This window comes from Mammaliicoccus sp. N-M50, assembly GCF_022386995.1.
Taxonomy (GTDB): Bacteria; Bacillota; Bacilli; order Staphylococcales; family Staphylococcaceae; genus Mammaliicoccus; species Mammaliicoccus sciuri_A.
In genome coordinates, this window is sequence record NZ_JAJNJA010000007.1 from 91,629 (window position 1) to 114,148 (window position 22,520).

Annotated in this window: 24 protein-coding genes; 7 read left to right on the top strand and 17 right to left on the bottom strand. The window is 31.9% G+C overall.

The window, feature by feature from the left end; all coding sequences use genetic code 11:
- Positions 1-63: 63 nt before the first annotated feature.
- Positions 64-1,101: a C45 family autoproteolytic acyltransferase/hydrolase gene (locus tag LQ622_RS11465; protein ID WP_037589549.1), complete on the top strand. Its 1,038-nt coding sequence runs from the start codon at positions 64-66 to the stop codon at positions 1,099-1,101.
- A gap of 43 nt (positions 1,102-1,144) precedes the next feature.
- On the opposite strand, the gene LQ622_RS11470 is transcribed toward LQ622_RS11465, so the two are convergent.
- Together LQ622_RS11470 and LQ622_RS11475 are read right to left on the bottom strand one after the other, a co-directional pair.
- Positions 1,145-1,984 (bottom strand): DUF4097 family beta strand repeat-containing protein, encoded by an 840-nt coding sequence (locus tag LQ622_RS11470; protein WP_159315372.1) that lies wholly within the window; start codon positions 1,982-1,984, stop codon positions 1,145-1,147.
- The gene (locus LQ622_RS11475; protein WP_204259012.1) at positions 1,981-2,529 is read right to left on the bottom strand and encodes an HAAS signaling domain-containing protein; all 549 of its coding nucleotides are present in this window, start codon (positions 2,527-2,529) and stop codon (positions 1,981-1,983) included. The genes LQ622_RS11470 and LQ622_RS11475 overlap by 4 nt, the downstream gene beginning before the upstream one ends.
- Before the next feature lie 154 nt (positions 2,530-2,683).
- Here LQ622_RS11475 and LQ622_RS11480 point away from each other — a divergent pair, with 154 nt between their 5' ends.
- The 3 genes from LQ622_RS11480 (at position 2,684) to LQ622_RS11490 (ending at position 6,269) form a co-directional block, all read left to right on the top strand.
- Positions 2,684-3,721 (top strand): S66 family peptidase, encoded by a 1,038-nt coding sequence (locus tag LQ622_RS11480; RefSeq protein WP_239775132.1) that lies wholly within the window; start codon positions 2,684-2,686, stop codon positions 3,719-3,721.
- An 81-nt stretch (positions 3,722-3,802) separates the two neighbouring features.
- Positions 3,803-4,354, top strand: a complete 552-nt coding sequence (locus LQ622_RS11485; protein ID WP_025905087.1) for a thioredoxin family protein — start codon at positions 3,803-3,805, stop codon at positions 4,352-4,354.
- Positions 4,355-5,030: 676 nt separating this feature from the next.
- Positions 5,031-6,269 carry an L-lactate MFS transporter gene (locus LQ622_RS11490; RefSeq protein ID WP_239775134.1) on the top strand — a complete coding sequence of 413 codons (1,239 nt, stop codon included), beginning with the start codon at positions 5,031-5,033 and terminating at the stop codon, positions 6,267-6,269.
- Between the two features lie 82 nt (positions 6,270-6,351).
- On the opposite strand, the gene LQ622_RS11495 is transcribed toward LQ622_RS11490, so the two are convergent.
- The 12 genes from LQ622_RS11495 to LQ622_RS11550 all read right to left on the bottom strand — a co-directional run bounded on the left by LQ622_RS11495 (position 6,352) and on the right by LQ622_RS11550 (position 17,252).
- On the bottom strand, positions 6,352-7,710 hold the full coding sequence (locus LQ622_RS11495; protein WP_239775136.1) for a gluconate:H+ symporter: 1,359 nt from the start codon (positions 7,708-7,710) through the stop codon (positions 6,352-6,354).
- 12 nt (positions 7,711-7,722) lie between these two features.
- Complete coding sequence (gene gntK / locus LQ622_RS11500) at positions 7,723-9,258, bottom strand: gluconokinase (RefSeq protein WP_239775138.1); 1,536 nt, start codon at positions 9,256-9,258, stop codon at positions 7,723-7,725.
- 9 nt (positions 9,259-9,267) lie between these two features.
- On the bottom strand, positions 9,268-9,975 hold the full coding sequence (locus LQ622_RS11505) for a GntR family transcriptional regulator (RefSeq protein WP_037589561.1): 708 nt from the start codon (positions 9,973-9,975) through the stop codon (positions 9,268-9,270).
- A 142-nt stretch (positions 9,976-10,117) separates the two neighbouring features.
- A complete protein-coding gene (locus LQ622_RS11510; protein WP_239775141.1) occupies positions 10,118-11,308 on the bottom strand; it encodes an amidohydrolase in 1,191 nt (396 codons plus the stop codon).
- Positions 11,309-11,358: 50 nt separating this feature from the next.
- Positions 11,359-11,562: a hypothetical protein gene (locus LQ622_RS11515; protein ID WP_025905081.1), complete on the bottom strand. Its 204-nt coding sequence runs from the start codon at positions 11,560-11,562 to the stop codon at positions 11,359-11,361.
- Positions 11,563-11,623: 61 nt separating this feature from the next.
- Positions 11,624-12,352, bottom strand: a complete 729-nt coding sequence (locus LQ622_RS11520; RefSeq protein WP_239775143.1) for an ABC transporter permease subunit — start codon at positions 12,350-12,352, stop codon at positions 11,624-11,626.
- Positions 12,349-13,221 (bottom strand): phenol-soluble modulin export ABC transporter ATP-binding protein PmtC, encoded by an 873-nt coding sequence (pmtC, locus tag LQ622_RS11525; protein WP_239775144.1) that lies wholly within the window; start codon positions 13,219-13,221, stop codon positions 12,349-12,351. Before pmtC ends, LQ622_RS11520 begins: the two co-directional genes overlap by 4 nt.
- Positions 13,222-13,238: 17 nt before the next feature.
- Positions 13,239-13,904 (bottom strand): phenol-soluble modulin export ABC transporter permease subunit PmtB, encoded by a 666-nt coding sequence (gene pmtB, locus LQ622_RS11530; protein ID WP_239775146.1) that lies wholly within the window; start codon positions 13,902-13,904, stop codon positions 13,239-13,241.
- The gene (locus LQ622_RS11535; protein ID WP_239775148.1) at positions 13,901-14,557 is read right to left on the bottom strand and encodes an ABC-2 transporter permease; all 657 of its coding nucleotides are present in this window, start codon (positions 14,555-14,557) and stop codon (positions 13,901-13,903) included. The genes pmtB and LQ622_RS11535 overlap by 4 nt, the downstream gene beginning before the upstream one ends.
- Positions 14,558-15,433, bottom strand: a complete 876-nt coding sequence (pmtA, locus tag LQ622_RS11540; protein ID WP_037589570.1) for a phenol-soluble modulin export ABC transporter ATP-binding protein PmtA — start codon at positions 15,431-15,433, stop codon at positions 14,558-14,560. It lies immediately after the preceding gene.
- 1 nt (position 15,434) lies between these two features.
- Positions 15,435-15,812, bottom strand: coding sequence for a PSM export ABC transporter transcriptional regulator PmtR (gene pmtR / locus LQ622_RS11545; protein WP_025905075.1), 378 nt, complete (start codon positions 15,810-15,812; stop codon positions 15,435-15,437).
- A 156-nt stretch (positions 15,813-15,968) separates the two neighbouring features.
- The gene (locus tag LQ622_RS11550; protein WP_239775150.1) at positions 15,969-17,252 is read right to left on the bottom strand and encodes an aminotransferase class I/II-fold pyridoxal phosphate-dependent enzyme; all 1,284 of its coding nucleotides are present in this window, start codon (positions 17,250-17,252) and stop codon (positions 15,969-15,971) included.
- Positions 17,253-17,416: 164 nt separating this feature from the next.
- Here LQ622_RS11550 and LQ622_RS11555 point away from each other — a divergent pair, with 164 nt between their 5' ends.
- Both LQ622_RS11555 and LQ622_RS11560 read left to right on the top strand, forming a co-directional pair.
- Complete coding sequence (locus tag LQ622_RS11555; RefSeq protein WP_037589573.1) at positions 17,417-17,593, top strand: hypothetical protein; 177 nt, start codon at positions 17,417-17,419, stop codon at positions 17,591-17,593.
- A gap of 142 nt (positions 17,594-17,735) precedes the next feature.
- Entirely contained in the window at positions 17,736-18,254 is a 519-nt protein-coding gene (locus tag LQ622_RS11560) for a methylated-DNA--[protein]-cysteine S-methyltransferase (RefSeq protein WP_239775152.1), read from the top strand.
- Positions 18,255-18,285: 31 nt separating this feature from the next.
- Here the strand turns inward: LQ622_RS11560 and LQ622_RS11565 are convergent, their stop codons facing one another.
- The 3 genes from LQ622_RS11565 to groES form a co-directional block, all read right to left on the bottom strand.
- Positions 18,286-18,849, bottom strand: a complete 564-nt coding sequence (locus LQ622_RS11565; RefSeq protein ID WP_239775154.1) for a GNAT family N-acetyltransferase — start codon at positions 18,847-18,849, stop codon at positions 18,286-18,288.
- Between the two features lie 261 nt (positions 18,850-19,110).
- Complete coding sequence (gene groL / locus LQ622_RS11570; RefSeq protein ID WP_037589599.1) at positions 19,111-20,736, bottom strand: chaperonin GroEL; 1,626 nt, start codon at positions 20,734-20,736, stop codon at positions 19,111-19,113.
- A gap of 43 nt (positions 20,737-20,779) precedes the next feature.
- Positions 20,780-21,064 (bottom strand): co-chaperone GroES, encoded by a 285-nt coding sequence (groES, locus tag LQ622_RS11575; protein WP_025905068.1) that lies wholly within the window; start codon positions 21,062-21,064, stop codon positions 20,780-20,782.
- Positions 21,065-21,237: 173 nt separating this feature from the next.
- On the opposite strand from groES, the gene mroQ reads away from it, so the two are divergent.
- Positions 21,238-22,008 carry an intramembrane glutamic endopeptidase MroQ gene (mroQ, locus tag LQ622_RS11580; protein ID WP_025905067.1) on the top strand — a complete coding sequence of 257 codons (771 nt, stop codon included), beginning with the start codon at positions 21,238-21,240 and terminating at the stop codon, positions 22,006-22,008.
- Positions 22,009-22,520 lie beyond the last annotated feature (512 nt).

Consider the following 22,520-nt stretch of genomic DNA (forward strand, 5'->3'; position numbering starts at 1 on the left):
TGAGAGGATTTACGTGACAAAGTTCATAAGTTCAATCAAAATAAATATAAGAGGAGTGATAATGTGCAAAATGTTAAGATGCAAACATTAGAGTTTAGAGGTAACCATTATGATTATGGTGTTGCCCAAGCAGAATGGTTAAAGTCTACTAAAATGTTGCAAAATAGAGAAAAAGAATGGCGAATTAGAAGACCCCGCTTCGATATTAATATAGATGAAACAAAAAATATATATCAAAAATTCGCACCAAAAATTTGGGACGAACTGATGGGTATTCAAGATACATTAAAATTCCCGTTAGAAACAATCTTGTTAAACTACGGTCATTATAGAGTTTATGCTAAAGATAGTGGTTGTTCTATTTTCTTAGGAGAAGATTATATGGTTAGAAACTATGATTATAGTCCAGCTACATATGATGGTAGATTTAGTCTATTTCAACCTACAGATGGTGGATACGCACAAATCGGCCCTACTTCTAGAGTAACTGGCAGAATGGATGGCATGAATGAACATGGTCTAGCAATGGGCTATAATTTTATGCATCGTAAAAAACCTGGTGATGGATTTGTATGCTATATGATTGGAAGACTGATCTTAGAAACATGTAAAGATGTCGATGATGCTGTTAGACTATTAAATGAAATTCCTCATCGCAGTTCATTTAGCTATATTTTAATGGATAAAACAAACAAGAGAATTACTGTAGAAGCGACACCAAGAGAAGTTGTGACTAAACAAAACAATTTATGTACTAATCATTTTGAAATATTAAGTCATGAGAATCGAAATTATATTAAAGAGTCTGTCGAAAGATATAATCGAATTGACCAAATCACAAATGATCAAATGTCTTTAGAAGATGCTTTTCGATATTTTAATGATCCTCAATATGAAATTTACAGCAAGTTATTCAAAAGTTGGTCAGGTACGATACATACATCAGCATATATACCTAGCCAATTAAAAATGAAAATTGCTCTTGGTGAAAATGGCACCATACATACATTTGATTTCAAAGAATGGTTAGATGGTAAATCCATTACCCTCCCTACAATAACAGGTCAGATTGATTCAGACATTCTATTTGCTAGTGAGTGAATGAAAATAGGCTGAGACTTAGAAGTCTCAGCCTATTTTCATATTATTTTATATAAATATCTCCATTATCTGTATAACTTTCAATAACGTGTTTCCCTTTACCTACTTTTTCGCCATTAAATGCTTTATTTTCAATTTTTGTATTTCCAGATTCAGATTGAAGTTGTAATAAAGTATTCTTAGGTGGATTCATATAAGAAATTGAAATATCTCCATCTTCTGTTGAAGATTTAATATCGCATTCATTTTTCAGTTGTCTAATATTTATATTACCTAATGATGTAATCATTTCACTATTAACGAGACTACTTTTATCTACAGATATATTACCCGTTTTAATTTCGCCTGTGAATTCCGTTAAATCTGAATGTTTAACTTTAACACTACCTAAATCAGTCATCGCTTTAGCATGTTTCAAGTTTACATTATGATAAACAATGTCACCTGTATCCGTAATCATATTACTATTGTTGCTTTTAGCGTCACGTACTGAAATGTTTCCAGTATTCGTAGTAATGTTAAATGATTCGTAATTTTTTGGTGGTAGTGTGATCACTAAGTGATTGACCGTCTTTCTAAATGGAATAAAATTAGCATTAAATTTGTATTTATTTTTTCTCTCCGTAAAATGCAATAAATTATTTTCTATGCTCGCATTTACGTCTTGATTACCATTATATTTAATACTTAAATATTTCCCTTTCTTAACTTCAACATTTGTATTTTGCCCGTTCACGATAACTTGTTCTATTTGATTGTTTTTATATACTTTTTCATACGTTTCTTGCTTTTCATATTTATTATTAACCGTAAACCAAAGTATCGTTCCTAAAATGCCAAAAATTAAGAAGATGCCTAGACCAGATAAAAATAACTTCTTCATGATTCAGCACGCCCCTTAACGAGTTTCACACACCATCTTAAATATTTTAAGATGCCTTTGTAACTCACTTCTATTAATTTAAGCCCTGCTACTAACAACATCAGTCCTAATCCTAAGAAAGAGATTGAAAAAATAATATTAGTAATATCTACCCAATAAAAACCGTGAACAAATACATTAATCACACTAACGATAGGACCTAACATCATTAAAGCGCCGATTACAACTACAATTAGCAGTACAAAGGCAATGATAAGAAATGGAATAATTATAAAAATTATATTAAAAAAGCTCAATCCTAATGTAGCTAAAATTGCTTGAAATACATTCTTAAAATTGGGTGATAACTCTGCATCATGAATGGCACTTGTTGCATATATTTTCTTGGCGATTGCTTTAGGTTCACCAAGTTCTTGTATTAAACTTTGTTCATCTTCTGATTCAAAAAATTTCGTTTCATATTCGTACATTATTTTATCTCGTTCTACTTTTGGCAGTCGAGATAATTCATCCTCAAGGTAATTAAGGAAGGTTATTTTATCCATAGAAATACCCCTTATTTTCTGAAGTTAACCTTACATTATTCATTATTTTACCATTCTTTTTACAAACAAACTTATATTATCATTTGAATTATTTGATTTCAAGTTATACCCGTATGCTATACTAATTTCAATATACAAATAAGGGGGTAATGATGTGAAAGAATTAATAAAACCGAGTAAGCTTTCTAAAGGTGATACTGTAGCAATTGTCTCTCCTTCTTCAGGATTAGCTGGCGAAAAAGACATATTATGGAGAACTGAAGTTGGTATACAAAGATTAAAAGATGATTTCGGATTAAATGTCAAAGTCATGCCACACGCATTAAAAGGTGCTGACTATACATATAACCATCCAGAAAAACGAGTAGAAGATTTACATCAAGCACTTCAAGACCCAGAAGTTAAAGCTATTATCTGTACATTAGGCGGAGACGATTCTGTTCGATTGTGGCCATACATAGACTTAAATATTATTAAGGATAACCCTAAAATTTTCAGTGGCTATTCTGACACGACTGCACTTCATTTTATGTTTTATCAAGCAGGTGTTTCTAGCTTTTACGGACCATTGTTATTAACTGATTTTGCCGAAAATGTTCAAATGGATGACTACACTGTTCAATCGATCAATCAAACGTGGTTCCAAAATGGAATTGTCGGTAATGTACCTACTTCACCACAAATTAGAAAATACGGTTTACAGTGGGATGAAAAGAATAAAAATATTAACCGCGAATCTTTTGATAATAATGGATATGAAATTCTGAATGGTTCTGGCAAAGCTACTGGACATCTTATTGGCGGTTGTATGGAATTATTCCATTCATTAAAAGCTACTGACGTGTTCCCTAATAATGACGTCTTTGATGGTGCTATTCTTTTCATTGAGACTGCTGAAGTTCATGCCCCACCTTGGTTAATGGAAGATTATGTTCGTGCATTTGGTTCTATGGGTATTTTTGATAGAATTAATGGCGTTATTATCGGAAGACCTCAAGACGACGTATATTATGAAGAATATAAAGAAGTCTGGGTTAAAATGTTAAAAGAGTGGCATCAAGAAGATATGCCCGTTTTCTATAATGCTAGTTTTGGACATAATGAACCAAAATGCATTATTCCATACGGTGCACAAGCTGAATTAGATGTCGATAATAAGACATTTACAATAATCGATAATGCTGTAGATTAATTATTCATTTTAAAGTATTGTACTTTGCGAAATATTTCAGAATTGTTATAATATTAAGTATATCAAAGGGGGATTTTTACAATGACAAAGTTAGCTACATACTATGAACAGGCACAACCCATTAAAGAATATGTTAATGAGATGACAACAAATAAAGAGCAATTACTCGATATTTATCAATCTTTCCAATTACCTAAAAATGATGAACGATTAGATAAAATTAAAGATAAAAATTATAAAGTACTTGTGATAACTGAAGATTGGTGTGGAGATGCAATGATGAACATACCTGTTCTATTAAACATTGCTGATTACGCTAATATAGAAGTGAAAGCTTTCCATCGTGATGAAGATACAAATTTAATTGATCAATACTTAACAAATGGTACTGCTCGCTCTATACCTATTTTTGTATTTTTAAATGACAAACATGAACAAGAACATGTTTGGGGACCAAGAGCAATCAGCGTCCAAAAATTTGTAGAAAATATTCGTAAAGATTTACCAAGTAAAGACGATCCAACATATGCTGAAAAAGAAAAAGAAGTACATCATAGCATCCATGAAACTTATCAAAATAAAACTGAATTTTGGGATGACGTATACGAATCAATCGTTAGTTCAATTTCATAATCAAACGTATAAAGGCTCGGACATTTAGTCCGAGCCTTATTTATGTATGAATGCCCCTATTCACTTAGGAGAATTTCTCGCCATCCCCATGGCTACTAATATAACTATACTTCAAATCAATAAAAACTGAAAATTCATGTTATTAAAGTTAACATGTAAAAATTGGCAAGTGAAAAGCGCTCGTCCGGGAATTAACGAGCGCTTTTCGGGGAAGGGTTATTAATTAAGGAAACATGTATTTTTATAAAGCCGGGAAACTTTATAAAAATATCTTGAATCATTTTATGATCCATTTCAACGTTACAATTACAGATAACTATCAAAACACGTTCTACACAAAGTCATTTACAATCATGAAAAAAACATATACGAAATAGTTTTGAGGAATTGAATGGATTGTGCTTCGTGTTGTGTTATCTATGACTAAAGTATATCAGTGAGATAGGAATTTTTGTTGATTCATTCTTAACTCAAATATTTCATTTCTTAAGTGTATTTTACAACTATTTTTTTAACAGTTAGGAATGCCTAACTGTTAAAAAGGCGATGAAATCAACATGCATTCATGCTGCCTAACTGTTCAATAATGTCACTTTTTTCAAAATTTTGATTGCTGAATATTCTGAATTTAGCTATAATGACATAAATTGGACACAATTACTATAGGGGGAATATGATGAACAAGAAAATTAAAAACAGGTGGCTCATTGCTGTTGCAGCTGTTGGAATACATATTTCAATAGGGTCTGTTTATTCATGGAGTGTATTCACGAAACATATTCAAAATGATTTAGGCTTTACTTTAAGTGAAGTATCAAGAATATTTAGTATTGCAATATTGTTTTTAGGACTTTCTGCAGCTTTTATGGGTCATTTCGTTGAGAAATTTGGTCCACGTTTATCCGGACTCGTTTCTACGATATTTTTCATATCAGGATTGTTACTTTCTAGTTATGCGATTTCCGTTCAGAGCTTGCCCTTACTTTACTTAGGATATGGTGTATTATCAGGTATTGGACTTGGTATTGGTTATATTGCACCTGTATCTACATTAGTAAAATGGTTCCCCGATAAGCGTGGTATGGCTACAGGATTAGCCATTATGGGATTTGGATTCGCATCAATGATCGCCAGTCCAGTTATAGAATTTCTCATTACACATTTTAATCTTGTCTCGACTTTTATCATTTTAGCAGTCGTGTATTGTATTATCATGCTGATCTCTAGTTTATATTTAGAAAGACCACCGGAATATTATAGACCTAATAGTTTTAATCCTCAAAAAGATAAAAAGAAAAAACCAGACTTAGTTCAAATGTCTGCCAATGAGGCCGTTAGAACTAAAAGGTTTTATTATTTATGGTTAATGCTCTTTATTAATGTTACTTGTGGTATAGCGATTTTATCTGTCGCAAGTCCAATGGCACAAGAAATTGTAAACTTAACACCTGCAAAAGCTGCCACAATGGTTGGTATTATCGGTGTGTTTAATGGTCTTGGTCGCCTCATTTGGGCAAGTATATCTGATTTTATTGGCAGAACAAATGTCTATACAATTTTCTTTGTCATACAAATCGCATTATTCTTATGGTTACCAATCGTTGATAATTCAATGCTATTTCAAATTATTCTGTTCATCATCATTTCTTGTTATGGCGGTGGTTTCTCTTCTATCCCCGCTTATATCGGTGATATATTTGGTACGAAACAACTTGGTGCCATACATGGCTATATATTAACGGCATGGGCAGCAGCTGGATTGGTTGGACCTTTTATATCAGCAACTGTCAGAGAAGTTACACAAAGTTACATGGCAACGTTATATATTTTCGCAACATTCTTTGTAGTAGCTTTAGCGATTTCATTCTTAATCAGAGTAGATATTAAAAGAATTAAAGAAATGCAAGCACAGTAAACATCAAATAAAACCACATAACAAAACCTCCAAATCTTTAAATAAACAGATTTGGAGGTTTTTATATTCATATTTAAATATATTATACAAATAGACTTATAAATAGTATAAAGATAATACCTGAAACTGAGATAACTGTTTCAAGAAGCGTCCATGATAAGAATGTTTCTTTCATCGTTAAACCGAAATATTCTTTAAACATCCAGAAACCAGCATCATTTACGTGTGACGCGATTACACTACCAGCACCAGTTGCTAATACGACTAATGCTAAATTAGCATCTGATGATTCTAATAATGGCATAACAATACCAACTGTTGATATCGCAGCAACTGTTGCAGAACCTAATGCTAGTCTTAGTACTGCTGCAACGATCCAAGCTAATAATATTGGAGACATTGCAGTATCTGTAAATAGTGACTCAACTGTTTTACCTACGCCGCCATCAATTAATATTTGCTTAAATGCACCACCGCCACCGATGATTAAGAGCATCATACCAATTGGATAAATGGCATTTGTTAAGGTATCCATAACTTCTGTAACTTTATATCCTCGTTTAAGACCCATTGAATAAATAGCGAATAATACTGAAATTAACATTGCAGTACCCGCTTCACCAATAAAGCTAATAAAGCCTAAAATACCTTGTGGGTTTTCTGGTGAGCCTGTTAATAAATCTACAATAGTTGAAATAAGCATAATAAATACTGGTAATAAAGCTGTTAAAGCAGAAATTCCAAAGCTAGGTGTTTCGTCTATATTGAATGTTTTTTGTTTACCTAATGAAGCTAAGTCACCTGACTTAGTAAATGCTTCTGGAATTGCTTTTTTTGCAAATCTTGTAAAAATAGGACCTGCAATAATTGTTACTGGTATTGCAACAATAAAGCCGAATAGTAATACTTGACCAATATCTGCACCAAATTCTTTAGCGATCATAACTGGACCTGGATGAGGTGGTAAAAATCCATGTGTAACAGATAATGCAGCTGTCATTGGAATACCTAAGTATAATGTTGAAACTTTAGACTCTTTAGCAATTGTAAAGACAATCGGAATTAATAGTACTAACCCTACTTCGAAGAATAAAGCTATACCAATAATAAATGATGCTGTTACAACTGCCCATTGAATACGTTTTTGACCAAATTTATTAATCAATGTATGTGCAATTCTAGTTGCACCGCCCCCGTCTGCTAATAACTTACCTAACATAGCACCGAGACCAAATATTAAAGCAATGTGACCGAGTGTAGATCCCATACCTGTTTCAATTGTACCGATGACTTTGTTTAGTGGCATACCGAGCATAATACCTGTTAACATAGCTGTGATAATCAGAGATACAAATGTATTAAGTTTTAACCACATAATTAAACCTAATAATATAACAATTGCAAGTGCGACAATTAATAATGGTGCAATATCTGAAAACATATAAACATCTCCTTATGAATGTGTTGATTGAAATTCTGAAATTAAATCGTATTCTTCATTTAATTTACGACTTAAATTGATATATATCGGAATTAACGATTGGTAAATATCGACATTCTCTTGATTAGGTTCATGTTGATATGTTTTACCGACCATTTTGTTTAAAACTTCAAAATCATCTATTTCCCCAATAGCTTTTAATCCTAATATGCAAGCACCTAAACATGAACTTTCGTAACTTTCTGGTACTTCAACAGAAGTATCAAATATATCTGCCATCATTTGGCGCCATACTTCACTCTTAGCAAATCCACCTGTTGCTTTTATTTGTTCAGGTGCTTTATCCATCACTTCTATTAAAGCAAGATACACTGTATATAAATTAAGTAGAACGCCTTCTAACGCAGCACGTATCATATGTTCTTTTTTATGAGACAGTGTCAAACCAAAGTAACTACCTCTTGCATTTGCATTCCATAGCGGTGCTCTTTCACCAGCTAAATACGGATGGAATAACAAACCATTTGCGCCAGGTTTTACTCTACTTGCAATCTTAGTTAAAACATCATATGAATCAACGCCGAGTCTTTTAGCTGTTTCAACTTCACTTGCTAACAATTCATCTCTTAACCATCTTAGAACGACACCACCGTTATTCACTGGTCCACCGATGCAATAATGATCTTCCGTTAATACGTAACAGAATATTCTTCCTTTATCATCTGTCTTTGGTTTATCAATAATTGTTCTAATAGCACCGCTCGTTCCAATCGTTACGGCTACTTCTCCTTCACGATAACTATTAACACCTAAATTGGACAATACGCCATCTGAAGCGCCGATTACAATCGGTGTATCTTCATTGATACCCATAATATCAGCGTAATTCTTTTTAACTTGCTTCATAATATGTGTTGTAGACACTAATTCTGGTAATTGCGTTTCATTAATTTCAAGTAATTTTAAGACATCTTTATCCCAATTTAATGTATTTAAATTCATCATACCCGTCGCTGAACCAATTGAGTGGTCCATAACGTATGTTTCAAATAATTGATAGAATACATAAGTCTTAATATCTATCCATTTCTCAGTGTTCTTGAATATATCGGCATGTTCATGTTTTAACCAATAAATTTTTGATAATGGAGACATTGGATGAATGGGTGTACCCGTTCTTTTATATATTTCTAATCCGTTATGTTCATTATTTATCTTATCTGCGTATTCACTTGCTCTATTATCTGCCCAAGTGATACATTCCGTTAATGGCTGATTATTTTTATCCATTGCTATCAAGCTGTGCATGGCACTACTGAAACTTAATAATTTGATTTCTTCTGGCTTAGCGCCAACTTCTCTAATCACTTTTTTTACTGTAAATAATACAGCGTCGAATATTTCTGCAGGACTTTCTTCTGCAACGCCAATCTCATGGGTCGTCATTGGATATTCTATATTATGTTTTTTCAAAAAGTTCCCTTCGCTATCATAAATAACAGCTTTAGTACTCGTTGTACCAATATCTACACCAATCATATATTTCATTACAAAATCCTACTTTCTATCTATATTAGTTTGAGAATTCCACAAGACATCAATTTGTTCATCAACGTCATCGAAATTTAAATGAAATGCTTCTTTCATTTTATTTCTATCTTTATTTTCAATCGCTTCAATATATACTTTATGGTTGTGTATCACTCTTTTGAAATCTTCTGGTTCATTTTGCATTCTTTTTCTCATCGAAATTAAAACTAAACATTCCATAACTGGCGTTAAATTATGCCATATCATTTCAATATATTGATGGTGAATAGCAGTGATCATTGATTCATGAAATAGTAAATCCAATCTCGTGAATTCATCTGCATCTTCAAATTCAACAGCTACAGTCATCATTTTTAATATTTTATTTAGCTGTTTAATCACTTCTTCATTATTTTCAACTAGTAATCTTTCAAATACAAATGACTCTAACATCAACCTAATGTCATATATTTCTTTTTGGTTTGCTTTAGATAACCCCATAACAACTGCTCCCATACGTTCTAATGATATAAGACCATCTTGTTGCAGGAGTTTAAGTGCATCTCTTACTGGTGATCGACTCACTTCAAATTGTTGAGCAATTTTATTTTCACTTAACTTATCGCCTTCTTCTATAATCTTACTTATAATTGCTAGCCTAAGTTCACTCGCTACTTGCTCTCCCGTTGAACGATGCTTTAACCATTCGCTTGGATAATGATAATGATGTTTCATAAAATACCTCCAAACTTCGTATACTTGTATACAAGTTATTGTAAACGTTTTCGAATTATTTGTAAACGGTTACTGCTTATTTTTTAAAATACAAAAAAGAGTTCAGGATATTTTTTCATCCTAAACTCTCATAAATATAACGCTATTCTATTGATAATCTGTTTAATACAACTTCCCCTAATGCTTTACTCGCCGTTAATAAAGCATCTTCATTAACCACAAATTTCGGACTATGGTTAAAGTGCGCTTTTTCAATTCCATATGGTTTACATCCGACAAAGAAAAATGTACCTGGTATTTTTTCAAGATATATCGCAAAGTCTTCAGAACTCGTTAATTGTTCATGTTCTTTTAAGGATTCAAAATAATCACCTTGACTCGTTGCCAAAATATCTATTAAATAATCTGTTTGTTTATAGTGATTGACTAGTGGAATACAATCTAATTCATATTTAAACTCACATTGAATATTAAAAGTATCTTCTAACCCTTTAATTAACTGCTCGATTTCATCATGGATTTGATGACCTATACGGCTTTCCATATATCTTACATCACCAGCTAATTCCACACTATCTTGGATAACATTTAATGATCCTAAACCATTGAATGAACTAATCGTAACAACACCCATATCAAATGGATTCAACCTTCTCGATACAACGGTTTGAACATTCGTTACGAAAGTACTTGCTGCCATAATTGCATCATTCGCTAGGTGTGGACTTGATCCATGACCACCTTTTCCTTTAACTTTAAGGTGAAATAATGATCGACCACCCATTGTTGGACCTTTCCTATATGAAATAACATCTGGTGTATAATCAGGGAATAAATGAATACCATAGATTTCATCCACTCCATTTAAATATCCTGATTGCACCATGTCAATTGCGCCACCTGGTGCTAACTCTTCGGCATGTTGATGGATAATCATAATCTTACCTGGTAAATGCGCTTTAAGTTCAATCAAACATTCCGCAAGTATTAACAAATATGCAGTATGTGCATCATGCCCACAAGCATGCATCCACCCTTTATTTTTAGAACTAAATGGCAATCCGGTATCTTCAGTAATATTTAACGCATCAAAGTCTGCACGTAATGCAATTGTTCTTCCCGGTAAACTGCCTTCAATTTCTACAATCAGTCCGTAATTACCACCAATACGGTTATGTATTACAACGTCTTTATTTTCATAAAACGCTTCTATATATTGTGATGTCTTCACTTCATTAAATGACGGTTCAGGATATTGATGTAAATATTGATAATGCTTAATCATATCTTGCTCTTTTTGTTCGAGCTTTTTGAATAGTAAACTACGTAACATAGATTCACCCCCTCAATTTCATAAAAAGTAACTACCACAAAATGTAGTAGCTACTTTTTTTCATTTTTATCTTTTAATTTATCTGGATGTTCATCAACTTTATCTTCTTTTTCAAATTTCGCTAATACGGCTGTTAGGAAAAATCCTAGTCCAGCTCCAATCATTAATGAGCTTGGTGTGCCGTGGAAAAAGAAACTTGCAACAATACATATTATACCAATAATGATATAATGTTTAATAAATTTTTTACCCAAAAATATCCCTCATTCTTATGTCTAATAATTTAAATTTAACATAGAAATGAGGGATAAACCATTAAATATTCTTATTTCTTATCATGTAATGATTGATACCTGTGAATACAGCAATACATGCTACAGATATCCAAATTTGTGTTACTTTCATTGAGAGTAAACCTTGATTCAATATTTTTGGTAAAAAGTCTAAAGGATTGTATTTCATCATTTTTGATAAATCTTCGCCTATTTCAGGAATAAAAATCAATGCATCAAAGATGTTAGGTAAAAATAATATTAATATGATGGCAGTAGTATAAACAACTGCTGATTTACCAGTAAGTAAATTAAGGATATTTAATAATGTTCCGTAAAATAGCATGATAAGTAGAAATTCACCAAACATTTTGAAATAGTCAGATACACTTAATTCGCCTGCATCAATTATAGTTGATGCTAATAATGTAAATAGCGTACCTAAAATCGTAAATATAATAACAATGCCGATAATAGATAGTAACTTGCCGTATAAATACTTCACTCTATTTGTTTTAGAGTTTAAGAACAACTGAATCGTACCATACTGCATATCACGTACTATCGTTCTAATAGAGAACATTAATAATACAAGTCCTCCAAATACGAAGAACATAGCCAATACAACTTGTGCATCAAATGGTCCATCTAATGTTTTAACAGAAATCATGATGGCTATTCCTGGAAACAATGAAATAAGAAATCCTAAATAGCCTAATGGACTTTTAAATATTCTCGTTAAATCATATTTTACATGTTGGGCGATATTCATGATACTTCAACTCCTTTGTTAATATTAAAGTATTGATCTCTTAAAGTCGTTTTATTATTTTGAATAAACTTAGGATAAATATTTTTAGCGCTTAATGCTTTTAACACTTCTTGATAATCTTCTAGCGCTTCTACTGAAATAATCGATTCTTGTTTATTACTTGTTACTAATTTGTAATTCATCGTAAGAAGATTAAGTGCTTGATTATAGTTTGAATGATCAAAGATAAATTTAGTCACGTCTTTAGATTGGGCTTTCATATCGTAATCTTCAACGATTGCACCATCTTTCATAAATACTGTTCTATCGCATATTAATTCAATATCTTCTAACTTATGACTTGAAATGAGTACTTTAATATTTAAATCTTTACTTACTTTTTCTAATGTTTTTAAGACATCAATCGAACCGTCTGGATCCATTCCATTTGTCGGTTCATCTAAAATCAAATATTGTGGTTTATTCATAAGCGCAACTGCAATAGATAGCTTCTGTTTCATACCCATTGAATATTTTTTTACTTTTTTGTCGATATAAGGCTTAATGCCAAATGACTCAATTAACATATTGATATAATCATCATCAACATTAGTCCCTAATACATTTCTAAAGAAGTTTAAATTATAATAGCCTGTTTTATTTAAATATAATTTCGGATTTTCTATTAAATAACCCACTTTGTCACTATTTTCTTTGTTAAAATTTCCTTCATACTTCATAATATTCTGGTTCATAATTTTCATTAATGTTGTTTTACCTACACCATTTTTACCGATCAATCCGACTATTTGGCTATCCCCAAAATCAAAGTCGATATTTTTGAGGATATGTTGCTTACCGTAATACTTTTGTATGTTATTTAATTTCACGATTATTCACCTCTCCTTTAAATTGTAATTGCATGCTTTCGTGCTTTAATAATTGAAATGATATAACTCACGATAAATAAAATGATGGAACAGCCTAAGAATATAGACATGTCGTGTGTCTTGAATATATGCGATTGTACTGAGAAGAATTTAAGCACATAATCTATAAACTGAATTGAGTTTGGTACAATCACTCCGACTATTATCATCCAAAATATAATAGGAATTTTGATCAATCTTTTATACTCAGCAAATGGCAAGATTAAACTAATCGTCAATAAATTCCCTGCAATACTTAAACACATGCCTGAAATATCGTATGAAATTTTCATGCCTGGTTCTTGTATTAAAAATGCTACAATCGTACATAAACCAAGTAGTAATTGTGTGAATAAAATAATTATTAATCCTGTTAAATAATGAGCATTAATCACTGTTGATTGCTTAACAGGTAAACTTAGAAATGTATATTCAGAATGATTTTTATTGATTTTATTGAATAGAAAATACATTGGTACTAAGAACACAATATGGATCATAACGACAAGTATGCCTAATATACCTATTTTAATAAAGCCATTAAGAGGTAATACGACTATTAATGGTAATAACAATGCTGTAACTAACATTAAATATAGGTATGATTTTGATAAAATTAAGTTTCTATATAAGATTGCCTTCATTTTATACCTCCATAAACCGTAATTTGATCTTGTTTCGCTTGTTTGATAGCTCTGCTAAACTGAATCGACCATATGATTGCAACGATTAACAATATGATTGCTGGTGTATAGTATAAAAATATTTTCCAACCTAAAACTTCAGCAAATTGGCGAGTTCGATTCGAATATATACCAAAGTAAAACATTGTAAATATCCCATACATAGCAACTAATATCCAAGCACCGAACTGATTAATATTTAAATGTGCAAATGTTGGATAAACAATGCTTAACGTAAATAAGTTCGTTGCTACAATAAATAACCCAGCTTGAATAAATATTGTGTCTTGTTTTACGAATGCTATGAACATAATCATGATAAATGAAATACCTGTTACTAATAAGTTATATACATAATGCCCTCTTACAATATCAACTTTAGAAATTGGTAAACTCATATAAAAGATTTGACTACTTTGTTTATTTAAAAATATTGCGTGATTAATACTGTGAACTGAAACGACTGCGACAAAATATACCGCTAATACATTCATGAGTTCTATACTTTGAAAAGACACAGTAAATTTCGTTAACAATACTAATCCGAAACAAATTAAATAAAGTAAGTAATACCCTTTCTCATATTGAAAGTTTCGGTAGAAAACAGCTTTCATTTATACCACTTCCTTATCGAATTGATCTTTCTCAATTCTTACCATGATATCCTCTATTGATGGCGTTTCAACGACTACTTCATTTCCAAATAACTCAACAAATACTGAACTTTGTCTAGTTAATCCTGAGAAACCTGTATTCGTTTCTTTCACACTGATTAATAACGACCTTAATTCATCATCAAGTATAGATTGGTCTCCTTTAATAATTCGATAACCATCTGTTAAATCTTCTACACTTTCATTAATAACAATGGATCCATTTTTTAAATAAACGATATAATCAGCAATTTTCTCTAAATCTGAAATAATATGTGTAGAGAAAAAGATTGTTTTTTCTTCATCTATTAATTCTCTTTGTAAAATTTCAAGCACTTCGTTACGTACGACTGGATCAAGTCCTGCAGTTGGTTCATCTAGAATGTAAAGTTCAGCATGGTGACTTAATGCGATTGCTAATGATAATTTCATTTTCATACCTGTTGAAAATTGCTTAATCTTTTGTTTATAAGGTAATTTAAATTCTTTAATATAACCTTCAAATATTTCGTGATCCCATTGTTTATAATATTTACTGATGACTTTCTCGATTGTTTTAATATTCCATTTTTCATACATATATAATTCAGAATAGACAAAGCCGATTTTATTTTTAATATCAACTGGGTTCTCACTTAAATATTCTCCAAGTATTTTTAAATCTCCACTTTGTTCTTTAAGTAGACCCATAATAATACGAATAATCGTTGTTTTACCTGCACCATTCGCACCAATAAATCCTGTTACATAACCTTTACGTACTTCAAAGTTAACATTTGATAATTCAAGATTTTTATGACTAAAATTTAGATTTTTAACGTCTATCGCATTGTCCATTTTATTCACCTTCCTCATAAATCAAATTAACGATTTCATTGAGTTCTTTAACATCCATTCCGATTAACTTTGCTTGTTTAGTTAAATCTCTTGCTAAATCCTCTATGACAATAAATTGTTTTTCTTTCATGATTGAGGGATCTTGTGATTTTACAAAAGTACCTTTCCCTCTTATCGTCGTGACAAATTGCTCTTGTTCTAAATCAACATATGCACGTTTAGTTGTTATTAAACTGACACCTAAATCACTTGCTAACTCTCTCATAGAAGGTAATGAAGCACCCGGTTCTACTTTACCTTGTAATATTTGTGCTTTAATTTGTTCTTTAATCTGTTCGTAAATTGGCTGATTACTATTATTTTGAAGTAGAATCTTCATGTTTAACCTCCCTCTCTCTAACTGTGTATAAACAGTATATACACTATATACATATTTGTCAAACTCATTTACTAAAAAGCTTATAAATCAATGTTTTAAGACATAAAAAAACAGAGTGTGTATATGAATTGTATATACACACTCTGTTTGATTTTATTATTTTAAGTCATTGATTGCTTTAGCAATAGATTCAAATACATGTTCTATGTCAGATTTTTCAATACAGCTAAATGCAATACGAATATCTGTTTTATTTAAAGCAATAATACCGATACTATACTTATCAATTAAGTGTAATCTCAATTGCTCAGGATCTACATCTAACACTTTAAGTGCCATAAAGTAACCTGAATTAAATGCATATGGCGTCCATAATGATTTAAATTCATCACGATATGCGACTTCTTTCGTTACTTCATATCTTTCTTTTAGAATATTCACATTATGATCAACTTGATCTTGGAAAGAAGGATCTTCCATTGCATGAATAATTGCAGTTTGGCTAGGTAAAGAACAACTTGATAAGTTACTTCTAATTAAACCTTTTAATTTAGCTACTAAGACATCTTTAACAACATCATGTTGACTACCAAATGTTAAGAAACCAACACGGAAGCCCCATGAGAAGTATTCTTTAGTTGCGCCATCAATTTTAACCGGCATAATATTTTCATGATTTAACGCTGTTAATGCTGTAAATACTGATTGTTTATAAACATCTTCAAAGAACAATCCATAATAAGCATCATCAACTAATGTAATGACTTGCGTACCTTTGTCAGCTAATTGTTTAATAGCTTCAACCATTTCTTTAACTTCTTCAACTACTGGTGTATAACCAGTTGGGTTATTTGGGAAGTTTAACACGAGAATAACTTTTTCTTTATTATATTGTTCTAAAGCATGTTTGAAATATTCTAAAGTGTAACTACCATCTTCTTCAAATGCTTTGTAAGTTTCAATGTTCGCACTATGTCTCACACCAAAAGCTAATTTATAGTTACCCCAGTTATGTTCAGGTAATAAAATTGTATCTTGTGCATCTACAAATAAATCTCCAGCTAAAGATAAACCGTGTGTTAATGCGTTTGTTACGACTGGTTTAGAAATATCATCAGCACTTAAATCAGGATTGTCTTTTAAAATTTTCTGTTGCCATAATGTACGTAAACGTTCATCACCTTGTGGCGGTGCATATGGGAATATATCACTTGGATCTTGGTCACCAAATTGATTATATAAAGCATCTGTGTACATAATACCTTCATCAGTAGTTGCCATACCGATTGTTGCATTATACTTTGTACCTTTTGCTTCTCCAGATTGTGATAAAATACCCTTTGGATAATAAATAGATTTACCTAAATCGGAAAGCATATCTAATACAACAGGATATTCTTTTTTCAGTTGTTCATTTAATTCTAATGCTAGTGGGTTCATAGAAAGTCATCCTCTTTCATTGTTATGATACTTCTATACTAGACGAGAATTATGAAAATTAAAAGTGTGTTCACTAAATTTCATCATTTAATTTTAAAAAATCATCCCTTTTTGGATAACAAAGAAATAATTGATATAATAAATCATGTAAAGGAGCAAAACATATGTCTACAATTACAAAAGTTCTCGTTGGGTTAGCTATAATCTGCTTAATTATTGGAATAGGCATTCAAATAAGCGGCAACTCAGGCATTCAATTTACATTCGCATCAATATTATTTTTAATAGCCGCATTTATAAGTAGAAATGGCGACCGAAAAAAAGCTAATAGAAAGAAGTAATACAATAAAGACTAAGATTAATTTGAGATAATCTTAGTCTTTATTTTTACTATCTACAACAACTTGTAAATATAAGCCTTCTATTAGTAATCTAAAGTCAATCAAATTTTTATATGTTAAACTCTCTTTAGGAGTGATGATTATGGCTTTATATCAAAAGTTAATTCAAACGAGCGCTGGTGAAATGTTAGCAATTGCTAATAATGAGTATTTATTAATGTTACATTTTACGAATAAACCTTCGTTAGAAGATGAATTACAAATTGTACGTAAACAACTTAATTCAGAAATTAATGATGAAAGTAACCATGTTTTAGATAAACTTGAGGAAGAATTAGCTCTTTATTTTGAAGGTAATCTTTCTAATTTTACAACACCTATACATTTTAATTTTGGTACACCTTTTCAACAAAAAGTTTGGCGTGCTTTATGTGATATTCCATTTGGCGAGACGATATCTTATAAGCAGTTAGCTGAGAATATTGGTAAACCTACTGCTTTTCGTGCTGTTGCAAATGCAAATGGTAAGAATTTTATTACGATTCTTGTACCTTGTCATCGTGTGATAGCTGCTGATGGATCAATTGGTGGTTATTCTAGTGGCATAGAACGAAAAGAAATCTTGCTTGATATTGAGAAAAATAAAAGTAACATCGGCTAATATTATCAACCGATGTTACTTTTTTAGTTTATTATAATTGTTTAATCATATATTTGTAGTCATGTCCGCTTAGTTTTCGATCATATGATGGTTTAAAGCCAAGTTTTTCATATAGTTTCATTGCACCTTCATTATCAAATTCACAATTTAATGATACTTGCTTAAATCCTCTTTCTTTAGCTCGTACAAAAGCATCTTCTATAAGTTTGGAGGCAATACCTCTACCCCTATATTCTGAAAAGACCGCAACTGAATCAATATATAAATCACCATTATCCGCTTCTTTTTCAGGTAACGGCGTTCCTTCTAATTTAAATGAATCTTTAAATGCAATATTGTGCCAATTTTCTTCAAGTTGTTTTTCGTCACTGCCACTATAGCAATTAAGAAAGCCTGCTACTTCTCCATCAATTTCATATACCTGACTATGTTTATAATGGTTTCTATATTCACTCTCAACACTCGCTTGTTCAAGTAATCTTAAAACAGTCTCCTTATCATTTTGAACAACTAAAGGTAACTCCATATCATGCCAAATCATAAACATTAACTCACTTAATTTTTTCGCATCTTCTTTAACAGCAGGTCTAATCATATTTTCTACTCCTTTAATACAAATTAGATTCATTTTAACATAAAAATCATCCAATTAAATAACCCACCAAGTAAGGTGGGTTTATTTATGTATAAAAAAGAGTGCATACTACTATATATTCGAGGACGGATAACGCCTTTATGCTTCTAAAATGGAGCACGAATTATATAGGTTTACATATGCACTAGAAATCATTTAATTATACCATTTTATGACCAATCATTATTGAAAACATTGATATGACGGCATTTAATGGTCTTTTTACATCATACCTGGCATTCCGCCCATGCCGCCCATATCTGGTGCTGCTGGTTCTTCTTCTGGAATGTCTGCTACTACTGCTTCAGTAGTTAAGAACATTGCTGCTACAGATGCTGCATTTTGTAATGCTGAACGTGTAACTTTTGTTGGATCGACAATACCTGCATCTAACATATTTACCCATTCGTCTGTTGCTGCATTGTAACCAATACCTTCGTCAGCGTTTTTAAGTTTTTCAACTATAATTGAGCCTTCTAAGCCAGCATTTTCAACGATTTGACGTAATGGTGCTTCAAGAGCTTTCAACACAATGTTTACACCAGTTTGTACATCGCCTTTTGCTTCAACTTCAGCTACTTTATTATAAATAGATACTAATGCTGTACCACCACCTGCTACAATACCTTCTTCAACTGCAGCGCGTGTAGAGTTTAAAGCATCTTCAATTCTTAATTTACGTTCTTTTAATTCTGTTTCAGTTGCAGCACCTACTTTAATAACTGCAACACCACCTGCTAATTTAGCTAAGCGTTCTTGTAATTTCGTACGATCAAAGTCTGAAGTTGTTTCTTCAATTTGAGCTTTAATTTGACCAACACGAGCGTCGATGTTTACTGAGTCACCTTGACCTTCAACAATTGTAGTGTCGTCTTTAGTAACTTGAACTTTACCTGCTTCACCAAGCATATCTAAAGTTGTTTCTTTTAAGTCTAAACCTAAGTCATCAGTAATCACTTGACCACCAGTTAAAATTGCTAAATCATCTAACATAGCTTTACGACGGTCACCAAATCCAGGCGCTTTAACTGCTACTGCTGTGAATGTACCACGTAATCTGTTTAATACTAAGTTTGTTAATGCATCTCCATCAACATCATCAGCAACAATTAAAATTGGTCTATTTGTTTGTAAGATTTTTTCTAAGATAGGTAAAATATCTTGGAATGAAGAAATCTTTTTATCTGTAATTAAGATGTAAGGATTTTCTAATTCAGCAGTCATCTTGTCTGAATCTGTCACCATGTATGGAGAAGTATATCCTCTATCAAATTGCATACCTTCAACAACTTCTAATTCTGTGCTGAATCCTTTAGATTCTTCAATTGTAATAACACCGTCATTACCTACTTTTTCCATTGCTTCTGAAATAAATTTACCAATTTCTTCATCAGCAGCAGAAATAGAACCAACTTGTGCAATTTCTTCTTTTTTCTCAACTGGTTGTGAGATATTGTGTAATTCTTCTAAAGCTACTTTAACTGCTTTATCAATACCTTCACGAATACCAACTGGATTTGCACCACTTGTTACGTTTTTTAAACCTTCTTGAATCATCGCTTGAGCTAAGACAGTTGCTGTAGTTGTACCGTCACCTGCAACATCATTTGTTTGGTTCGCAACTTCTGCAACTAATTTAGCACCCATATTCTCATATGGATCTTGTAATTCAATTTCTTTAGCGATTGTAACACCATCATTTGTGATTAATGGTGAAGTGAATTTTTTATCTAAAACGACGTTACGTCCTTTAGGTCCTAAAGTTACTTTAACTGCATTTGCTAATTTATCAACACCAGCAAGCATAGAACGTCTAGCGTCTTCTGAAAATTTTAGTTCTTTAGCCATTTATAAAAACCTCCATAAAATATCTTCAAAAATATTATCTAAATTATTCAATAACTGCTAAAATGTCATCTTCTGAAAGGATAATATATGTTTCTTTATCACGTTTAACTTCTGTTCCTGCGTATTGTTGATATACAACTTGATCACCTACAGCAACATCTACAGTAAGTCTTGTACCATCTTCTAGACGCTTACCTGGTCCAACAGCAACAACTTTTCCTTCGTTAGACGATTCTTTAGCTGAATCTGTCAATACAATCCCGCTAGCTGTAGTTTGTTCTGTTTCTGTTTTCTCAATAATAATTCTATCTCCCAATGGTTTTAACATTTATAAAATCCTCCTTGGCGCTAATAATGTTAGCACTCTTTATACTTAAGTGCTAACTACATTTTTATAATAATCAAATTTGGTCAAAATTACAAGCAATATAACTTAAATTTTTCTCTTTTTCTGCTAAATAAGGTACAATGTTTACATGTTTATTTTTGGAGGAATTGAAAATGCAATTTAATCGATTAACTGTTAATATTGCTACCCTATTACTATTTGGTGTTGTACAAACAATCGCAATTATTCCAAATAGTTTATACGCTGATTCAGGATTATCTAAAGTCACAAGATTAGAAATCAGCTTAACATGGATGGCAACAACAGCTATCATTACTGTTTTATTATTATGGTATATGAACTCAAATATTAAAAATCCAACTCGATTAGAACAACAGAAGAAAGAACCATGGGTATACGTGATTTTCTGGTGTGTTGCAGGTATTATAATGGCCATGCTTGGACAAATCATCGCCGCTTTGATTAATACATATATATTTAATCAACCAGTAGAAAGTGGTAATACTCAAAATCTCATGAAGATTGCACAACAATCACATATATTAATCGTTTATATCGTATTAGCAGGTCCAATATTAGAAGAATTAATATTCCGTAAATTAATTTTCGGAGAAATATACAATATGATTAAAGCACCTAAGTGGTTAAGCTTTATCGTAGCAGTATTAGTCAGTTCTTTTATTTTCTCATTAGCACATTCAGATCCAGAACATACATTAATATATGTTGTAATGGGAACTGTATTTAGCGGCCTTTATGTATTAACGAAACGTATCATCGTACCAATGGTTGCACATATGGGAATGAACGGAATAGTTGTTTTAGGACAAATTGTATTTAAAGATCAAGTAAACGAACAATTAGAGAAACAATCTCAAATTTCACAACTGATATATCATACAATCTTGAGCATGTATAGCTAAGCGTAAATAAATAAGCATATCACCGAACTGAAGAACTCAGTCTTAAGTGATATGCTTATTTTTTTGTATTTGGAGGGCGGCTAACTTCCATTATTCTGAATTCTGGTAATTAGAACACTGTAACTTCCATTATTCCGAATTGTGGTTGTTAGAACGCTGTTACTTCCATTATTCTGAATTGTGGTTGTTAGATGTGCGCTCATTTAGAGACATTTCTCACAATTCTGTCCCTAACGACACTTCTTACGGACATTTCTCGGAATTCTGTCCCTAACTGCACCTCTTACGGACATTTCTCGGAATTCTGTCCCTAACAGCACCTCTTAGAGACATTTCTCGGAATTCTGTCCCTAACTGCACCTCTTACGGACATTTCTCGGAATTCTGTCCCTAACAACGCCTCTTACGGACATTTCTCACAATTCTGTCTCTAACAGCACCTCTTACGGACATTTCTCACAATTCTGTCCCTAACGACAGCTCTTACGGACATTTCTCACAATTCTGTCCCT

What these genes read in the sequence shown, in the direction of transcription:
- LQ622_RS11470 (WP_159315372.1), bottom strand. Translation starts at nt 1,984, where the DNA reads ATGAAGAAGTTATTTTTATCTGGTCTAGGCATCTTCTTAATTTTTGGC.
- LQ622_RS11475 (WP_204259012.1), bottom strand. Translation starts at nt 2,529, where the DNA reads ATGGATAAAATAACCTTCCTTAATTACCTTGAGGATGAATTATCTCGA.
- LQ622_RS11485 (WP_025905087.1), top strand. Translation starts at nt 3,803, where the DNA reads ATGACAAAGTTAGCTACATACTATGAACAGGCACAACCCATTAAAGAA.
- LQ622_RS11490 (WP_239775134.1), top strand. Translation starts at nt 5,031, where the DNA reads ATGAACAAGAAAATTAAAAACAGGTGGCTCATTGCTGTTGCAGCTGTT.
- LQ622_RS11495 (WP_239775136.1), bottom strand. Translation starts at nt 7,710, where the DNA reads ATGTTTTCAGATATTGCACCATTATTAATTGTCGCACTTGCAATTGTT.
- gntK (WP_239775138.1), bottom strand. Translation starts at nt 9,258, where the DNA reads ATGAAATATATGATTGGTGTAGATATTGGTACAACGAGTACTAAAGCT.
- LQ622_RS11505 (WP_037589561.1), bottom strand. Translation starts at nt 9,975, where the DNA reads ATGAAACATCATTATCATTATCCAAGCGAATGGTTAAAGCATCGTTCA.
- LQ622_RS11510 (WP_239775141.1), bottom strand. Translation starts at nt 11,308, where the DNA reads ATGTTACGTAGTTTACTATTCAAAAAGCTCGAACAAAAAGAGCAAGAT.
- LQ622_RS11520 (WP_239775143.1), bottom strand. Translation starts at nt 12,352, where the DNA reads ATGAATATCGCCCAACATGTAAAATATGATTTAACGAGAATATTTAAA.
- pmtB (WP_239775146.1), bottom strand. Translation starts at nt 13,904, where the DNA reads ATGAAGGCAATCTTATATAGAAACTTAATTTTATCAAAATCATACCTA.
- LQ622_RS11535 (WP_239775148.1), bottom strand. Translation starts at nt 14,557, where the DNA reads ATGAAAGCTGTTTTCTACCGAAACTTTCAATATGAGAAAGGGTATTAC.
- pmtA (WP_037589570.1), bottom strand. Translation starts at nt 15,433, where the DNA reads ATGGACAATGCGATAGACGTTAAAAATCTAAATTTTAGTCATAAAAAT.
- pmtR (WP_025905075.1), bottom strand. Translation starts at nt 15,812, where the DNA reads ATGAAGATTCTACTTCAAAATAATAGTAATCAGCCAATTTACGAACAG.
- LQ622_RS11550 (WP_239775150.1), bottom strand. Translation starts at nt 17,252, where the DNA reads ATGAACCCACTAGCATTAGAATTAAATGAACAACTGAAAAAAGAATAT.
- LQ622_RS11555 (WP_037589573.1), top strand. Translation starts at nt 17,417, where the DNA reads ATGTCTACAATTACAAAAGTTCTCGTTGGGTTAGCTATAATCTGCTTA.
- LQ622_RS11560 (WP_239775152.1), top strand. Translation starts at nt 17,736, where the DNA reads ATGGCTTTATATCAAAAGTTAATTCAAACGAGCGCTGGTGAAATGTTA.
- LQ622_RS11565 (WP_239775154.1), bottom strand. Translation starts at nt 18,849, where the DNA reads ATGATTAGACCTGCTGTTAAAGAAGATGCGAAAAAATTAAGTGAGTTA.
- groL (WP_037589599.1), bottom strand. Translation starts at nt 20,736, where the DNA reads ATGGCTAAAGAACTAAAATTTTCAGAAGACGCTAGACGTTCTATGCTT.
- groES (WP_025905068.1), bottom strand. Translation starts at nt 21,064, where the DNA reads ATGTTAAAACCATTGGGAGATAGAATTATTATTGAGAAAACAGAAACA.
- mroQ (WP_025905067.1), top strand. Translation starts at nt 21,238, where the DNA reads ATGCAATTTAATCGATTAACTGTTAATATTGCTACCCTATTACTATTT.